The sequence below is a fragment of the Streptococcus oralis subsp. dentisani genome (assembly GCF_003944205.1).
Taxonomy (GTDB): domain Bacteria; phylum Bacillota; class Bacilli; order Lactobacillales; family Streptococcaceae; genus Streptococcus; species Streptococcus oralis_BH.
On the sequence record NZ_RJPH01000001.1, the window covers coordinates 344030 to 360516 of the forward strand.

Here is a 16487-nt window from a genome sequence, read left to right on the forward strand (position 1 = left end):
AATTTCTGATATAATAGAAACATTGACTTCAAGAGTAAGGAAGAGAAAATGAACGCATTATTGAATGGAATGAATGACCGTCAAGCTGAGGCGGTACAAACGACCGAAGGTCCCTTATTGATTATGGCGGGGGCTGGTTCTGGGAAGACTCGTGTTTTAACTCACAGAATCGCCTACTTGATTGATGAAAAAATGGTTAATCCTTGGAATATCTTGGCCATTACCTTTACCAACAAGGCAGCGCGTGAGATGAAGGAGCGTGCTTATGGGCTCAATCCAGCAACTCAGGATTGTCTGATTGCGACTTTTCACTCCATGTGTGTTCGTATCTTGCGTCGCGATGCGGATCATATTGGCTACAATCGGAATTTCACCATTGTAGATCCTGGTGAACAACGTACCCTTATGAAACGCATTCTCAAGCAGTTAAACTTGGATCCGAAAAAATGGAATGAACGAACCATTTTGGGAACCATTTCCAATGCTAAGAATGACTTGATTGATGATGTGGCTTACGCTGCTCAAGCTGGCGATATGTACACGCAAATCGTGGCCAAGTGTTACACAGCTTATCAAAAGGAGCTTCGTCAATCTGAGTCGGTTGACTTTGATGATTTAATCATGTTGACCCTGCGTCTCTTTGATCAGAATCCTGACGTCTTAACCTACTATCAGCAGAAGTTCCAATACATCCATGTTGATGAGTACCAAGATACCAACCATGCCCAATACCAACTGGTCAAACTCTTAGCTTCGCGCTTTAAAAATATCTGCGTGGTTGGAGATGCGGACCAGTCTATCTATGGTTGGCGTGGGGCTGATATGCAGAATATCTTGGATTTCGAGAAAGATTATCCTCAAGCCAAGGTAGTTTTGTTGGAAGAAAATTACCGTTCAACCAAAACCATTCTTCAAGCAGCCAACGATGTCATCAAAAACAATAAAAATCGCCGCCCAAAGAATCTCTGGACCCAGAATGCTGATGGGGAACAGATTATTTACTATCGTGCAAATGACGAACAAGACGAGGCTGTTTTTGTAGCCAAAACCATCGACGAACTTGGTCGTAGTCAAAACTTCCTTCATAAGGATTTTGCAGTTCTCTACCGAACTAACGCCCAGTCCCGTACCATTGAGGAAGCCCTGCTCAAATCCAATATTCCTTATACTATGGTTGGTGGAACTAAGTTCTACAGCCGTAAGGAAATCCGAGATATTATCGCCTACCTTAATCTTATTGCTAATTTAAGTGACAATATCAGTTTTGAGCGCATTATTAACGAACCAAAACGCGGAATTGGGCCAGGAACCGTCGAGAAAATCCGTGACTTTGCTAATATGCAAGATATGTCTATGCTAGATGCTTCAGCAAATATCATGTTGTCTGGCATCAAAGGAAAAGCAGCCCAGTCTATCTGGGATTTTGCAAATATGATTCTGGATTTGCGCGAGCAATTGGACCAGTTAACCATTACAGAGTTAGTTGAGGCTGTTTTAGAAAAAACAGGTTATATCGATATTCTCAATGCCCAAGCGACCTTGGAAAGCAAGGCTCGGGTTGAAAATATCGAGGAATTTCTCTCTGTTACCAAGAACTTTGATGACAATCCTGATAGTCAAGAAGAGGAAACAGGTTTAGATAAACTAAGTCGTTTCTTGAATGACTTGGCCTTGATTGCCGATACAGATTCAGGCAGTCAGGAGACGTCAGAAGTGACCTTGATGACCCTCCATGCAGCTAAGGGACTCGAGTTCCCAGTTGTCTTTATCATCGGTATGGAGGAAAATGTCTTTCCGCTTAGTCGCGCAGCTGAAGATCCTGATGAGCTAGAAGAAGAACGCCGTTTGGCCTATGTCGGTATCACACGTGCAGAAAAGATTCTCTATCTGACCAATGCCAACTCACGCTTGCTTTTTGGACGTACAAACTATAATCGCCCAACTCGTTTTATCAATGAAATTAGTTCAGACTTGCTTGAGTATCAAGGTCTGGCTCGTCCAGCTAATACCAGCTTCAAGGCATCTTATAGCAGTGGTGGGATTGCTTTCGGTCAAGGTATGAGCCTAGCTCAAGCCCTTCAAGAACGAAAACGCAATGCCGCACCAAGCTCTATCCCGTCAAGTAGTCTTCCATTTGGACAGTTTGCAGCTGGAAATAAAAAAGATTCGACTGATACAAGTTGGTCTATTGGAGATATTGCCCTTCACAAGAAGTGGGGTGAGGGAACGGTCCTTGAAGTCTCAGGTAGTGGGGATACTCAGGAACTAAAAATCAATTTCTCAGAAGTAGGGCTGAAAAAACTCCTAGCCAGTGTAGCCCCAATTGAGAAAAAAATCTAATTTTCCATCCTTCTCACGAATAATAAAGTGAGGAGGATTTTTATGTACAGTATTTCATTTCAAGAAGATTCACTCTTGCCTAGAGAAAGATTGGTTAGAGAAGGAGTAGAAACCCTGAGCAATCAAGAATTGCTAGCTATACTACTCAGAACAGGAACGCGTCAAGCAAACGTTTTTGAAATTGCCCAAAAAGTCTTGAATAGTCTCAACAGCTTAACTGATTTGAAAAAAATGACTCTGCAGGAATTGCAAAGTCTGTCTGGTATTGGACGGATTAAGGCCATTGAACTACAAGCAGTGATTGAACTAGGACATCGCATTCACAAACATGAAACCCTTGAGATGGAAAGTATTCTCAGCAGTCAAAAGCTAGCCAAGAAAATGCAACAGGAACTTGGCGACAAAAAACAAGAGCACCTAGTGGCGCTCTATCTCAATACTCAAAATCAAATCATCCATCAGCAAACTATTTTTATCGGATCTGCGACACGCAGCATCGCTGAACCACGGGAAATTCTTCACTATGCATTGAAGCATATGGCTACCTCTGTGATTCTCGTTCACAATCATCCATCCGGTGCCGTATCTCCTAGTCGAAATGACGACCATGTCACTAAGCTAGTGAAGGAAGCTTGCGAGCTGATGGGAATCGTTTTCTTGGACCACCTGATAGTCTCGCACTCTGATTACTTTAGTTACCGTGAAAAGACTGATATGATCTAGAGTTCATTAACGACATAGTCAAATAGCGTTTTATCTTTGGGGCGATTTTCAAATAGAAATTCAGGATGCCATTGAACACCAAGATAAGGAAAATCATCTGTCGTTGTGACTGCCTCGATTATCTCATCCTTGGGATCATAGGCCACAACCTTTAAATTTGGGGCCAAATCCTTAATGCTCTGGTGGTGGAAGGAGTTGATATGAGAGATTTCTCCATAGATTTCTCGGAGAATTGTATCAGGCTCAGTCACGAGGCGTTGGGTCGTGTATTCAGCTGAACAGTCCTGCCAATGATCCTCAATATCTTGGTGAAGCGTACCTCCCATAGCGACATTGAAAAGTTGGGTACCCCGACAAACAGAGAAAATTGGTTTCTTCTGCTTGATGGCTTCTCTGATAAGGGCTAATTCAAACTGGTCTCTTTGAAGATGGTAGTCATCGCTGTCAATGGTTTTAGGTTCACCATAGAATTTTGGATCAACATTTTGCCCACCCGTAAGGATGAGTTTATCAATCATAGCGACGTAATGGCTTGCCATTTCTTGATCACCAATCGGTAGGATGATTGGAATTCCGCCAGCGTCCTTGACTCCTTCAACAAAGCCTTTTGCCGCATAGCTCATCATGACATCATCATCTGGATGAGCTTTTTCATTTCCTGTAATCCCAATAACTGGTTTTTTCATAAATGCTTTCGCTTTCTAATCCTCTTTACGCATAAAATAGAGGAGAGTTTGGAGTTCGCTTGTCAAATCGACATACTGAACGACCACATCTTTTGGAAGGTGGAGATGGACGGGTGAAAAACTAAGAATACCTTTTATACCCGCATCGACCAAAAGATTGGCAACTTCTTGTGATTTAACACTTGGAACTGTTAGGATAGCAGTTTTGACATCTGCTTCTTTGATTTTTTCTTTAATCTGTGAGATACCATAGATTGGAATTCCATCAGGTGTCTGGGTCCCGACTTCTGGATGGTTATCTAGGTCAAATGCCATGATGATTTTCATCTTGTTACGCTCATGGAAGCGGTAGTGGAGAAGGGCATGCCCCATATTTCCAATCCCAACCAGCATAACATTCGTAATTGAGTTATCATTTAGGAGATCAGCAAAAAAAGTCATCAGTTTTTTAACATCATAACCAAAACCACGACGACCTAGTTCGCCAAAATAGGAAAAATCACGACGAACCGTCGCAGAATCGATACCGATAGCCTCTGCAATTTGCTTAGAGTTGGCACGTTCAATTTTTTCTGCATGAAATCTCTTGAAAATTCGATAGTAAAGAGAGAGTCTTTTTGCTGTTGCTTTTGGAATAGCAGACTGTTTATCTTTCACAAAATCACAACCTTTCTATTCTTCTATTTTATAGAAACATTGTGAAAAAATCAACAAAAACAAGAAAAAACTAAGAGAATTCTTAGTTTTAATCTGAAAAATTAGTTTGTGATAAAAAACGGTAGAGATCGCCAACTAATCCTTGATAAATCACTTTATCATTCAGTGTTAAGGAGCTGATTAGGAGAGTGTCGGGCAGGGTGACACAGCCTGATAGTGATAGCATAAGCTCTTCGTAATCGGAAAATTCAAGTGTGCGTTCTACTTGATAACTATCTTGATAGGTAAGTCGATACATAGTCAATTATCTTTCTTCTTTAGTGAAGATACCGCGTTCTACTAAACTGTCCATGAGGAAGTAGAATTTCTCTTGGTGGATATGGTGTTCTTCAGATTTAAAGATATTGACCAAACGAAGACCTGATTTGTCAGTGATATTAATTTTAACACCTGTAAGCTCTTTGTTAATGATAATTTTTAGTTGGAAACCTTCACCACTGTTGGGAACTTTTTCAAGTAGACGAGTCAGTTCGTAGTTTCCTACCTTTGTTTCAAAGAAAGTATTGTCTTTTAGTGTGAATTTTTTGACAGATGGGCTAAGTGTGTAGTCGTAGCGGCAGTTTTGTAGTTTAATGGTTTTTTCAAATGCCATTAGATTAATCTCCAATAATATTTTTTAAGGTTTGTGCCAGTTGTTTCAGTTCCTCCTCAGTATTAAGAGGAGAAAGACTGATACGGACAGACTCTTTTAAGCGATGGGAATTCGCTCCATAAAGAGCCTCTAGGACATGGCTGGTCTGCACAATACCAGCAGTACAAGCCGAACCAGTAGAAATTGAAATTCCTTCAAGATCTAACCGTAGCAAGAGCAAATCATTTTTTTGACCAGGAAAGCCAATGTTGACAACATAAGGAAGTTGGTGTTTGCTTTCATTGAGATAGTAGTTGAGACCTGCAATTTCTTCTAGAAAAACAGTTTTTAATCCCTCTAGTTTTTGGTAATGCTCAGCCTGATGATCCAAGTCTTCTTTGAGGGCAGCAACCATACCGACGATGGCAGCAAGGTTTTCTGTTCCAGCTCGTTTCTTTTGTTCTTGGTCGCCACCGTGAAGATAGGAATCAAAGTCCACAGACGAAGCGTAAAGAAAACCAATTCCTTTTGGTCCATGGAATTTATGAGCAGAAGCACTGAGGAAATCAATTCCTAATTTTTCTGGATGGATAGGGATTTTCCCGATAGCTTGAACAGCATCTACATGATAAGCAACAGGATGCTCTTTTAAAACACGTCCAATCTCAGCTATTGGCAAGAGACTGCCCGTTTCATTATTGGCATACATGGTAGAAACTAGGATGGTATCGTCACGCAACGCTTCTTGAATTTGCTGCGCAGTGATTTCTTGATTTACTGGTTGGATGATTGTCACTTCAAAACCAAAATGTTGCACCAGGTAATCGATGGTCTCAAGCACAGAATGGTGTTCAATAGCTGTCGTGATGATGTGTTTTCCACGTTCTTGATGACGGAGACAATAGCCGATGATAGCGGTATTATTACTTTCTGTTCCGCCAGATGTGAAAAAGATTCGTTGTGGCTTGGTTCCTAGTAAATGGGCTAACTCCTGACGGGCTTCACGGAGCAGTTTACCAGCCTGCCGACCATGACTATGAATACTAGAAGGATTCCCATGGGTTTCCTGCATGACCTTGGTCATTTCTGCAATAGCTACTGCTGACATTGGAGTAGTGGCAGCATTGTCCAAATAAATCAAAGAATCACCTTATTCCTTTTTATTATATGCAAAGAGTGGGCTAACTGGTTTTCTTTCGTGAATACGGACGATTGCATCACCGATCAATTCGCTAGCGGTAATGTAGCATACATTTTCCGGAGTTCTTTCTTTGGTTGCTACAGAGTCTGTCACAAGGATTTCTTTGATGTTAGTAGCATCAAGAAGGTCAGCAGCGCCTTCTACAAAGAGACCATGACTGGATACCGCATAGATTTCAGTTGCACCTTCACGCTCGACGATTTTTGCTGCTTCTGAGAAAGTACGTCCAGTATTTAGGATATCATCAATCAAGATGGCCTTCTTGCCCTCAACATCACCGATGATATAGCCTTGGCTACGCTCTGAATCGTCTTGAGCATAGTCGATGATTGCGATTGGTGCATCTAAATATTCAGCTAAGCTACGGGCACGTTTGACACCGGAGTTTTTTGGACTTACAACAACGACATCTGATCCCAGCAACCCTTTATCGCTGTAGTGTTTAGCAAAGAGAGGAATTGTATAGAGGTTATCTACTGGAATGTCAAAGAAACCTTGAACCTGAACAGCGTGGAGGTCAAGCGTTAGAACACGACTTACACCAGCCTTGACAAGCATATTGGCAACTAGTTTTGCAGTGAGGGGTTCGCGAGAAGAAGCGATACGATCCTGACGAGCATAACCAAAATAAGGAAGCACAACGTTGATACTATGGGCACTTGCACGAACGCAGGCATCAACCATAATTAGTAACTCCATCAAATGGTTGTTGACAGGGTAGCTGGTTGATTGGATGATGTAGACATCATAACCACGAACACTCTCTTCAATGTTGACTTGGATTTCTCCATCAGAAAATTGGCGTGAAGATAATTTTCCGAGAGGTGCCCCAACCGTCTCTGCGATTTTTTGTGCAATTTCATGATTGGAATTAAGTGCGAAAAGTTTCATGTTGTTTCTATCTGACATTATAGACCGTCCTCTGTAAACTCAAATTATTTTATCTTTATTATTTTACCAAAAAATGGAGATTATTTCAGTAATTTTTCATGCTTTTAATAAAACGAATTAATTTTGAAGGAGCTTTTTGATATATGATCTGATTTTCTTCTAAGAATTTCTGAAAATCAGCTTTTCCTTTTTCAGGATCTGTGACTTCAAGCTCGAGTTCATAGTCTGTCTGATCAAAGTAGTGACTTTGATCTAAAGCCATTAGACCAATCGACGTTTCCGTTTCGTAACGAAGAGTTGAAAGACAACCCAGAACAAGCCAGTCATGGCTTTCAATACCAATCTTAGCGAGCTTCTCTAAAACGAGTCCTTGAGGTAGTTTTTGTTTTTCCAGGTATGATTCAGCTTCTGGAAGATTCAGTTTCTGGTTGTATTCCATATTTCCTACAGTTTGAGGCACTTTCAAGGTCAACTCCGCCCAATCTGAAAAGGTGCGAATGCGCATGGCAACCTTTTTTTCACGCAATTGGAAATCAGGTGTATCAATGTAGTAGTTTTTCTGTAGGACGGGTTGGATATGGGAAAACTGTTCTTTTAAATGATCGTAATCCTCTTTTTTCAGTAGTGTTTTCAGTTCAATTTCTAAATGTTTCATTTTTCTAACCTTTTTTCTATCTTTGAAAGCGATTTATGGTATAATGGACAATGTATTTATTGTATATGATTGTAGTGAAAAAATCAAAAATTTTCAACAACACAATTACATACCAAAAGGGAGAAAATATGACCATAGAATGGGAAGAATTTTTAGATCCTTACATTCAAGCTGTTGGTGAATTGAAGATTAAACTTCGTGGGATTCGCAAACAGTATCGTAAACAAAACAAGCATTCTCCGATTGAGTTTGTTACTGGACGGGTGAAGCCGATTGAAAGTATTAAGGAAAAAATGAATCGCAGAGGGATTGGCTACGATACTTTGGAACATGACTTACAGGATATCGCGGGTTTGCGGGTCATGGTGCAGTTCGTCGATGATGTTCAGGAAGTTGTTGCGATTTTACGCAAACGCCATGATATGAGAGTAGTACAGGAACGTGACTACATCACGCATCGGAAGGCTTCGGGCTATCGCTCCTATCATGTGGTGGTAGAGTATACAGTTGACACCATCAGTGGTGTTAAGACGATTCTGGCTGAAATTCAAATCCGGACTTTAGCCATGAATTTTTGGGCTACGATTGAGCATTCGCTCAATTATAAGTATCAGGGGGATTTCCCAGAGGAGATCAAGAAACGCTTGGAGATTACAGCTAGAATTTCCCATCAATTGGATGAAGAAATGGGGAAAATCCGTGATGATATTCAGGAAGCACAGGCGCTCTTTGATCCTTTGAGTAGAAAACTAAACGACGGTGTAGGAAATAGTGACGATACAGATGAAGAATACAGGTAAACGAATTGATCTGATTGCAAATAGAAAACCGCAGAGTCAAAAGGTTTTGTATGAGCTGAAAGACCAGTTGAAAAAACATCATTTTATACTCAACGACACCAATCCTGACATCGTCATATCAATTGGTGGGGATGGGATGCTTTTGTCTGCCTTTCACAAGTACGAGAATCAGTTAGATAAAGTTCGATTTATTGGCGTACATACAGGACACTTGGGATTCTACACAGATTATCGCGATTTTGAGTTGGAACAGTTGGTTACCAATCTCCAACTGGATACTGGTGCCAAGGTTTCCTATCCTGTTTTGAATGTCAAGGTGACACTTGAAAACGGAGAAATTAAGACCTTCCGTGCATTAAACGAAGCCAGCATCCGCAGGTCGGATCGCACCATGGTTGCGGATATCATTATTAACCACGTTCCATTTGAACGTTTTCGTGGAGATGGTGTGACTGTTTCAACCCCGACTGGAAGCACTGCCTATAACAAGTCCTTGGGTGGAGCTGTCTTGCATCCTACTATTGAAGCCTTGCAGTTGACAGAGATAGCAAGTCTTAACAACAGAGTTTATCGAACACTTGGTTCTTCGATAATCGTTCCGAAGAAAGATAAAATTGAGCTTTTACCGACTCGTAATGACTATCACACGTTATCGGTTGACAATAGCATCTATTCTTTCCGAAATATAGAACGGATTGAGTACCAAATCGACCATCACAAGATACACTTCGTAGCGACGCCAAGTCACACTAGTTTCTGGAATCGCGTCAAAGATGCCTTCATCGGCGAGGTGGACGAATGAGGTTCGAATTTATCACAGATGAACATGTCAAAGTCAAAACTTTTCTGAAGAAACACGAGGTTTCTAAAGGACTTTTAGCTAAGATAAAGTTTCGAGGCGGTGCTATTCTGGTCAATGACCGACCTCAAAATGCGACTTATCTCTTAGATATTGGAGACAGGGTAACTATTGACATTCCAGCAGAGGAAGGATTTGAGAGCCTTAAAGCCATTGATCGACCACTAGATATCTTGTATGAGGATGACCATTTTCTGGTTTTGAATAAGCCTTATGGAATAGCATCCATTCCCAGTGTCAATCACTCTAATACCATTGCCAATTTCATCAAGGGCTACTATGTCAAGAGGGGATATGAAAACCAGCAGGTTCACATTGTGACCAGGCTTGATAGAGATACATCTGGTTTGATGCTCTTTGCTAAGCACGGCTATGCTCATGCACGTTTAGACAAGCAACTGCAACGAAAGTCTATCGAAAAACGTTACTTTGCTTTAGTTAAAGGAGCTGGTGTCTTGGAGCCTGAAGGGGAAATTATCGCCCCGATTGCGCGTGATGTGGACTCCATTATCACGAGACGGGTCGCCAAAGGTGGGAAATACGCCCATACATCTTACAAAGTTGTGGCTTCTTATGGAAATATTCACCTAGTCGATATTCGCCTGCATACTGGTCGAACTCATCAGATTCGAGTGCATTTTTCTCATATTGGCTTCCCCTTGTTGGGAGATGATCTCTATGGAGGCAGCCTAGAAGATGGTATTCAACGCCAGGCCTTACATTGTCATTCCTTATCCTTTTATCATCCCTTCTTAGGGCGTCAGCTGGAGCTGGAAAGCCCTTTGCCAGATGATTTTAACAATCTTATTATTCAGTTATCAACTAATACTCTTTAAAATCTATTTTGAGTATAATTAATTATCTTAAAGGAGAAACTCATGGAAGTTTTTGAAAGTCTAAAAGCCAGTTTAGTTGGCAAAAATGCTCGTATTGTTCTACCTGAAGGGGAAGAACCACGTATCCTTCAAGCAACGAAACGCTTAGTAAAAGAAACGGAAGTTGTTCCTGTTTTGCTTGGAAATCCTGCAAAAATTAAAATTTATCTTGAAATCGAAGGGATCATGGATGGTTATGAAGTGATTGATCCACATCATTATCCTCAATTTGAAGACATGGTGGTTGCACTCGTAGAACGTCGTAAAGGAAAAATGTCGGAAGAAGAAGCACGTCAGGTCTTACTAGAAGATGTCAACTACTTTGGTGTTATGCTTGTCTATATGGGCTTGGTAGATGGAATGGTATCAGGTGCTATTCACTCAACAGCTTCGACAGTTCGTCCAGCTCTTCAAATTATCAAAACTCGTCCAAATGTAACTCGTACTTCAGGAGCTTTTCTTATGGTGCGTGGTACAGAACGTTACTTGTTTGGTGACTGTGCCCTTAATATTAATCCTGATGCAGAAGCTTTGGCTGAAATTGCTATTAACTCAGCAATTACTGCCAAAATGTTTGGGATTCAACCCAAAATCGCTATGCTAAGCTATTCTACAAAAGGTTCTGGTTTTGGTGATAGTGTTGATAAGGTGGTTGAAGCAACTAAATTAGCACACGATCTACGTCCAGACCTTGAGATTGATGGGGAATTGCAATTTGACGCAGCTTTCGTCCCAGAAACAGCAGCCCTAAAAGCTCCAGGTAGTAATGTAGCAGGTCAAGCAAATGTCTTCATCTTCCCAGGTATCGAAGCAGGAAATATCGGCTACAAAATAGCTGAACGTCTAGGTGGTTTCGCAGCTATCGGTCCCGTTCTACAAGGATTGAATAAACCAGTCAACGACCTATCACGTGGATGTAACCCAGATGATGTTTACAAATTAACTCTCATCACAGCAGCTCAAGCAATCAATCAATAAGAAATGGAGTCTCTTCTACTAAAGGAAGAGGCTTTTTTAGCACAAAGAAAAGGACAGTTAGAAGCTTCTATGTTATACTAGATATATGTTAGATTTGAAAGAATACGGTGTTGACATGTGGCCGGAGGAGAAGATTTACTCTTTCCGCGAGAAACTCCTCAACTGGTACGATGAAAACAAACGGGATTTACCATGGCGTAGAAGTAAAAATCCTTATCATATCTGGGTTTCTGAAATTATGCTCCAACAGACTAGAGTAGATACAGTTATTCCCTACTATGAACGATTCTTGGACTGGTTTCCAACTGTTAAAAGTTTGTCTAATGCGCCTGAAGAGCGTTTGCTGAAAGCTTGGGAGGGGCTAGGTTATTATTCTAGAGTGCGTAATATGCAGGTTGCGGCTCAGCAGATTATGGCTGACTTTGGTGGTCAATTTCCAAACACCTATGAAGGAATTTCTAGTTTAAAAGGGATTGGTCCCTACACTGCGGGAGCAATTTCCAGTATCGCTTTTAATCTACCCGAGCCAGCAGTTGATGGCAATGTCATGCGAGTTTTGTCTCGCTTGTTTGAAGTCAATCATGATATCGGAGTTCCCAGCAATCGAAAGATCTTCCAAGCTATGATGGAAATCTTGATTGATCCAGAACGGCCAGGTGACTTTAACCAAGCTCTGATGGATTTAGGATCTGACATAGAGGCGCCAGTTAATCCTAGGCCAGAAGAAAGCCCTGTTAAGGAATTTAGTGCAGCCTATCAGAATGGAACCATGGATTCTTATCCGATTAAAGAACCCAAGAAAAAGCCTCTCCCAATCTATCTCAAGGCTTTGGTTGTACGCAATGACCGTGGTCAATATCTACTCGAGAAAAATGAAAGCGAGAAACTGTTAGCTGGTTTTTGGCATTTTCCTTTGATAGAAGTAGAGGAGTTTTCACAGGAAGAGGAACAGCTGAATCTGTTTGCTCAGGTCGCTGAAAAAAGCGTTACTTTCGGTCCAACACCCCAAGAAAGTTTTGAGCAGGATTATGATTTAGAAGTTGATTGGTCCCATCAAGTATTTGATCAAGTCAAGCATGTCTTTAGTCATCGGAAATGGCATATTCAAATCTTAGCTGGTCAAGTGACGGAAACAAAACTGTTTTCTGGCAGAGAAGTTCGTTGGGTTTCCCCTCAGGAGTTTTCTGATTATCCATTTGCTAAACCTCAACAAAAGATTTGGCAGGCTTATAAAACAGTTCTTGAAGATGAGGGCCGATATTAGCCATTTGTGCCTTCTTTACATTTTTTTGTTATAATAGATAAAGAAAAAGGTGAACATATGAAAAAAATATTAATTGTAGATGATGAGAAACCAATCTCGGATATTATTAAGTTCAATATGACCAAGGAAGGCTATGAAGTTATAACAGCCTTTAACGGTAGAGAAGCCATCGAGCTATTTGAGGCGGAGCAACCAGATATTATTATCCTGGATTTGATGCTTCCTGAAATTGATGGTTTAGAAGTTGCTAAGACTATTCGTAAGACTAGCAGTGTTCCAATCATTATGCTATCGGCCAAGGATAGCGAGTTTGACAAGGTTATCGGTTTAGAACTTGGGGCAGATGATTATGTCACCAAGCCCTTCTCAAACCGTGAGTTGCAAGCGCGTGTAAAGGCTTTACTCCGCCGTACAGACCTCGCTTCAGTGGATAGTCAAGAAACTGATGAAAAGAAATCCCAACCCCTTCAGATTGGTGATTTGGAAATCGTCCCAGATGCTTATGTAGCTAAGAAATACGGTGAGGAACTAGATTTGACCCACCGTGAATTTGAGCTTTTGTACCACTTGGCCTCTCATATTGGTCAAGTCATTACGCGTGAACACTTGCTGGAGACTGTCTGGGGTTATGACTATTTTGGTGATGTTCGTACAGTGGATGTGACTATCCGACGTTTACGTGAAAAAATTGAAGACACTCCAAGCCGTCCAGAGTACATCCTAACACGTCGTGGTGTGGGGTACTATATGAGAAATAATGATTGAAGATATTAGACAAACGATTCTGACCAGTGATTTTATCTTTATCCTGATTTTACTTGGCTTTATCTTGGTAGTAACCTTGTTGTTACTGGAAAATCGTCGGGATAATATTCGTCTAAAGCAGATTAATCAAAAGATTAAAGATTTGATTGCAGGAGATTATTCTCGAGTATTGGATATGCAAGGAAGCTCCGAAATCACTAACATCACCAATAATCTTAATGACTTGTCTGAGGTCATTCGTTTAACGCAGGAGAATCTGGAGCAAGAAACAAAAAGGCTTAACAGTATTCTTTCTTATATGACAGATGGAGTACTTGCGACTAATCGGCGCGGTCAGATTACCATGATTAACGATATGGCCAAGAAACAGCTGGGTATCGTAAAAGAAGAAGCATTGAACAAAAGCATCCTAGAATTGCTTAAGATAGAGGATGAATATGAACTGCGTGACCTCATTACACAGATTCCTGAATTGATGATTGATTCCCAAAATGCTAATGGAGAATATCTTAGTCTTCGTGTGCGTTTTGCACTCATTCGTCGTGAGTCTGGATTCATCTCTGGTTTGGTTGCCGTTTTGCACGATACGACTGAACAGGAGAAGGAAGAGCGTGAGCGGAGACTCTTTGTTTCTAACGTCAGCCATGAGTTGCGGACACCTTTGACTAGTGTTAAGTCCTATCTTGAAGCCTTAGATGAGGGAGCCTTGTATGATCCTGTTGCCCCTGATTTTATCAAGGTATCGCTCGATGAAACCAACCGTATGATGCGGATGGTGACAGATCTCTTGCATCTCTCTCGTATTGATAATGCGACCACTCGGTTGGATGTGGAATTGATTAATTTTACGGCCTTCATCACCTTTATCCTCAACCGCTTTGATAAGATAAGAAGCCAGGATGAAGAGAAAAAATATGAGCTGGTTAGAGATTATCCTATCAATTCTGTTTGGATCGAGATTGATACCGATAAGATGACCCAGGTGATTGATAATATTCTCAACAATGCCATCAAGTACTCACCAGATGGTGGGAAAATTACTGTCAGCATGAAAACCACTGATGATCAGATGATTTTATCCATCAAAGACCAAGGTCTAGGTATTCCAAAGCAAGATTTGCCGAAGATTTTTGACCGCTTCTACCGTGTGGATCGCGCAAGAAGTCGTGCTCAAGGTGGAACTGGTCTAGGTCTGGCTATTGCAAAAGAAATCATTAAACAACACAATGGCTTTATTTGGGCCAAAAGTGAATACGGTAAGGGATCAACCTTTACCATTGTGCTCCCTTATGATAAGGAGGCAGTGAAAGAAGAAATCTGGGAGGATGAAGTAGAAGACTAGAATGAGTGAAATAGGCTTTAAATACAGTATTTTAGCATCAGGTTCCAGTGGAAATTCCTTTTATCTGGAAACCCCAAAAAAGAAAATCTTAGTGGATGCAGGCTTGTCTGGTAAGAAAATTACCAGTCTCTTGAGTGAAATCAACCGCAAACCTGAGGATCTGGATGCGATTTTGATTACGCATGAGCATTCCGACCATATTCATGGAGTCGGTGTATTGGCTCGTAAGTATGGTATGGACCTTTACGCTAATGAGAAAACTTGGCAGGCTATGGAAAATAGCAAGTACCTCGGCAAGGTGGATTCATCGCAGAAGCACATTTTTGAAATGGGTAAAACCAAAACCTTTGGTGACATCGACATCGAGAGTTTTGGGGTCAGCCATGATGCAGTCGCACCTCAGTTTTATCGCTTTATGAAAGATGACAAGAGTTTTGTCATGTTGACCGATACAGGTTATGTTAGTGACCGTATGGCAGGGATTGTCGAGAATGCTGACGGTTATCTCATCGAGTCCAACCACGATGTGGAAATCTTGAGAGCAGGTTCTTATGCTTGGCGACTCAAACAGCGAATTCTATCGGATATCGGTCACCTTTCTAACGAAGACGGTGCTGAGGCCATGATTCGTGCAATGGGAAATCGAACCAAGAAAATCTATCTTGGTCACTTGTCCAAAGAGAACAATATTAAGGAGCTGGCTCATATGACTATGGTCAACCAGCTAGCACAAGCTGATCTGGGAGTCGGAGTTGACTTTAAGGTTTACGACACTTCTCCAGATACCGCAACACCATTGACAGATATATAGACTGGAAATGAAATGAATGGAAAAAGAAAAAGTAATAGGTTTTTTAAAATTTTCGGATTTTAATGTTGAAAAAGGATGTAAAAAAAATCATTTTGAGAAACTGATAGATGGTGAACTCTTTTTTGCCAATTATTCATGGTTTGGAGAAAATGGTACAAAAGCACAGATGGCAAAAGAAGGAAGTGCTGAAAGAGTTGAATTTTTAAAAGTTGCCGGAAGTTCTGTAACGATTAATCCAAGATATTCAATGGTAAATCCTATTGGAATAAAATATAAGAGTTCTGAAGAAATTATAATTAATTCTACAATGCTATATTCCTTAAGAGAAAGAGATTTAGTTAAAAAGGATAAGGTGAAAGAGATTATGAGTACACTCTTCCCAGATAGTGATGTTGTTATCTATCCTGAAGTTTATAAAAAAAAAGACGAATCAAAAAATCATTATGAATTCGATAAAATTAACATCAAGTTTCAAAGTGATAGTGCTAATTGGAAGATATGTTGTTTTGTCATGATTACTGAGAATGATATAACACTAGATAGAAAATTAAAAACGGAGTTTTTGGAATCTTTAAAAAAAAGAGATTCAGAAAGAGGAAGTATAGCTTATGATGAAAATGAGAAAGAAAGACCCTGGATAATGTTGCCACCACCTCTTTTAGGTAAACTATTTCGAAAGTATCCCAATCTTAATTGTGGGCCAATAGAGTATTATGCAAGGGATAAGTATCCTTTTACTATTAATCAAATTAAACAAGACCCAAACTATTTAATACTGGCAAAGGAAGATTCTTATAAAAATCAAAAAGAATTTAGGATTTTTGTTGGAGGACCAAATAATAGCTTTAGTTCAATTGAGGGCAATATATTAAAAATTAATTGGCGGAAAAACATTACTTATGGGACAAACTTTAAAAAACTTGAGAATACGACTCTTAATGCTAATTATAGATAATTTATTTTTTGTAATACCATTATTTAAAATTTAATAGCGTCTTTTCTATTGGGG

The 16487-nt window shown here is 40.4% G+C and carries 18 protein-coding genes; 11 read left to right on the forward strand and 7 right to left on the reverse strand.

Going from position 1 to position 16487, the window contains the following annotated elements:
* The first annotated feature begins 48 nt into the window (after window positions 1-48).
* A complete protein-coding gene (pcrA, locus tag D8805_RS01715; protein ID WP_125415214.1) occupies window positions 49-2340 on the forward strand; it encodes a DNA helicase PcrA in 2292 nt (763 codons plus the stop codon).
* Window positions 2341-2382: 42 nt separating this feature from the next.
* On the forward strand, window positions 2383-3063 hold the full coding sequence (gene radC / locus D8805_RS01720; RefSeq protein WP_125415215.1) for a RadC family protein: 681 nt from the start codon (window positions 2383-2385) through the stop codon (window positions 3061-3063).
* Here the strand turns inward: radC and D8805_RS01725 are convergent.
* The 7 genes from D8805_RS01725 to D8805_RS01755 all read right to left on the reverse strand — a co-directional run bounded on the left by D8805_RS01725 (window position 3060) and on the right by D8805_RS01755 (window position 7784).
* Window positions 3060-3749: a gamma-glutamyl-gamma-aminobutyrate hydrolase family protein gene (locus D8805_RS01725; protein WP_125415216.1), complete on the reverse strand. Its 690-nt coding sequence runs from the start codon at window positions 3747-3749 to the stop codon at window positions 3060-3062. The genes radC and D8805_RS01725 overlap by 4 nt on opposite strands.
* Window positions 3750-3764: 15 nt before the next feature.
* Entirely contained in the window at window positions 3765-4406 is a 642-nt protein-coding gene (locus D8805_RS01730) for a redox-sensing transcriptional repressor Rex (RefSeq protein WP_033585308.1), read from the reverse strand.
* 88 nt (window positions 4407-4494) lie between these two features.
* Window positions 4495-4704 (reverse strand): DUF4649 family protein, encoded by a 210-nt coding sequence (locus D8805_RS01735; protein WP_042898814.1) that lies wholly within the window; start codon window positions 4702-4704, stop codon window positions 4495-4497.
* Between the two features lie 6 nt (window positions 4705-4710).
* Window positions 4711-5058, reverse strand: coding sequence for a DUF1831 domain-containing protein (locus D8805_RS01740; RefSeq protein WP_000863521.1), 348 nt, complete (start codon window positions 5056-5058; stop codon window positions 4711-4713).
* 4 nt (window positions 5059-5062) lie between these two features.
* Window positions 5063-6178, reverse strand: coding sequence for a cysteine desulfurase family protein (locus tag D8805_RS01745; RefSeq protein WP_125415217.1), 1116 nt, complete (start codon window positions 6176-6178; stop codon window positions 5063-5065).
* A 9-nt stretch (window positions 6179-6187) separates the two neighbouring features.
* A complete protein-coding gene (locus D8805_RS01750; RefSeq protein ID WP_125415218.1) occupies window positions 6188-7147 on the reverse strand; it encodes a ribose-phosphate diphosphokinase in 960 nt (319 codons plus the stop codon).
* A 67-nt stretch (window positions 7148-7214) separates the two neighbouring features.
* Window positions 7215-7784: a CYTH domain-containing protein gene (locus D8805_RS01755; protein WP_125415219.1), complete on the reverse strand. Its 570-nt coding sequence runs from the start codon at window positions 7782-7784 to the stop codon at window positions 7215-7217.
* Window positions 7785-7912: 128 nt separating this feature from the next.
* On the opposite strand from D8805_RS01755, the gene D8805_RS01760 reads away from it, so the two are divergent.
* The 9 genes from D8805_RS01760 (at window position 7913) to D8805_RS01800 (ending at window position 16433) form a co-directional block, all read left to right on the forward strand.
* Entirely contained in the window at window positions 7913-8584 is a 672-nt protein-coding gene (locus D8805_RS01760; RefSeq protein ID WP_000151563.1) for a GTP pyrophosphokinase, read from the forward strand.
* Window positions 8568-9386, forward strand: a complete 819-nt coding sequence (locus tag D8805_RS01765; RefSeq protein ID WP_125415220.1) for an NAD kinase — start codon at window positions 8568-8570, stop codon at window positions 9384-9386. Before D8805_RS01760 ends, D8805_RS01765 begins: the two co-directional genes overlap by 17 nt.
* Window positions 9383-10279, forward strand: coding sequence for an RluA family pseudouridine synthase (locus D8805_RS01770; protein WP_001210020.1), 897 nt, complete (start codon window positions 9383-9385; stop codon window positions 10277-10279). The genes D8805_RS01765 and D8805_RS01770 overlap by 4 nt, the downstream gene beginning before the upstream one ends.
* 42 nt (window positions 10280-10321) lie before the next feature.
* Complete coding sequence (pta, locus tag D8805_RS01775; RefSeq protein ID WP_000451592.1) at window positions 10322-11296, forward strand: phosphate acetyltransferase; 975 nt, start codon at window positions 10322-10324, stop codon at window positions 11294-11296.
* An 85-nt stretch (window positions 11297-11381) separates the two neighbouring features.
* Window positions 11382-12560, forward strand: coding sequence for an A/G-specific adenine glycosylase (mutY, locus tag D8805_RS01780; RefSeq protein WP_125415221.1), 1179 nt, complete (start codon window positions 11382-11384; stop codon window positions 12558-12560).
* Between the two features lie 57 nt (window positions 12561-12617).
* Complete coding sequence (gene yycF, locus D8805_RS01785) at window positions 12618-13325, forward strand: response regulator YycF (RefSeq protein WP_125415222.1); 708 nt, start codon at window positions 12618-12620, stop codon at window positions 13323-13325.
* Window positions 13318-14667, forward strand: a complete 1350-nt coding sequence (vicK, locus tag D8805_RS01790; protein ID WP_125415223.1) for a cell wall metabolism sensor histidine kinase VicK — start codon at window positions 13318-13320, stop codon at window positions 14665-14667. Before yycF ends, vicK begins: the two co-directional genes overlap by 8 nt.
* A 1-nt stretch (window position 14668) precedes the next feature.
* The gene (locus D8805_RS01795; protein ID WP_038805202.1) at window positions 14669-15478 is read left to right on the forward strand and encodes an MBL fold metallo-hydrolase; all 810 of its coding nucleotides are present in this window, start codon (window positions 14669-14671) and stop codon (window positions 15476-15478) included.
* 16 nt (window positions 15479-15494) lie between these two features.
* A complete protein-coding gene (locus D8805_RS01800) occupies window positions 15495-16433 on the forward strand; it encodes a hypothetical protein (protein ID WP_125415224.1) in 939 nt (312 codons plus the stop codon).
* Window positions 16434-16487: the final 54 nt, after the last annotated feature.

Bases quoted from the DNA above. Each gene is read 5' to 3' on its own strand.
- pcrA (WP_125415214.1), top strand. From the start codon at position 49: ATGAACGCATTATTGAATGGAATGAATGACCGTCAAGCTGAGGCGGTA.
- radC (WP_125415215.1), top strand. From the start codon at position 2,383: ATGTACAGTATTTCATTTCAAGAAGATTCACTCTTGCCTAGAGAAAGA.
- D8805_RS01725 (WP_125415216.1), bottom strand. From the start codon at position 3,749: ATGAAAAAACCAGTTATTGGGATTACAGGAAATGAAAAAGCTCATCCA.
- D8805_RS01735 (WP_042898814.1), bottom strand. From the start codon at position 4,704: ATGTATCGACTTACCTATCAAGATAGTTATCAAGTAGAACGCACACTT.
- D8805_RS01740 (WP_000863521.1), bottom strand. From the start codon at position 5,058: ATGGCATTTGAAAAAACCATTAAACTACAAAACTGCCGCTACGACTAC.
- D8805_RS01750 (WP_125415218.1), bottom strand. From the start codon at position 7,147: ATGTCAGATAGAAACAACATGAAACTTTTCGCACTTAATTCCAATCAT.
- D8805_RS01755 (WP_125415219.1), bottom strand. From the start codon at position 7,784: ATGAAACATTTAGAAATTGAACTGAAAACACTACTGAAAAAAGAGGAT.
- D8805_RS01760 (WP_000151563.1), top strand. From the start codon at position 7,913: ATGACCATAGAATGGGAAGAATTTTTAGATCCTTACATTCAAGCTGTT.
- D8805_RS01765 (WP_125415220.1), top strand. From the start codon at position 8,568: ATGAAGAATACAGGTAAACGAATTGATCTGATTGCAAATAGAAAACCG.
- D8805_RS01770 (WP_001210020.1), top strand. From the start codon at position 9,383: ATGAGGTTCGAATTTATCACAGATGAACATGTCAAAGTCAAAACTTTT.
- pta (WP_000451592.1), top strand. From the start codon at position 10,322: ATGGAAGTTTTTGAAAGTCTAAAAGCCAGTTTAGTTGGCAAAAATGCT.
- mutY (WP_125415221.1), top strand. From the start codon at position 11,382: ATGTTAGATTTGAAAGAATACGGTGTTGACATGTGGCCGGAGGAGAAG.
- yycF (WP_125415222.1), top strand. From the start codon at position 12,618: ATGAAAAAAATATTAATTGTAGATGATGAGAAACCAATCTCGGATATT.
- vicK (WP_125415223.1), top strand. From the start codon at position 13,318: ATGATTGAAGATATTAGACAAACGATTCTGACCAGTGATTTTATCTTT.
- D8805_RS01795 (WP_038805202.1), top strand. From the start codon at position 14,669: ATGAGTGAAATAGGCTTTAAATACAGTATTTTAGCATCAGGTTCCAGT.
- D8805_RS01800 (WP_125415224.1), top strand. From the start codon at position 15,495: ATGGAAAAAGAAAAAGTAATAGGTTTTTTAAAATTTTCGGATTTTAAT.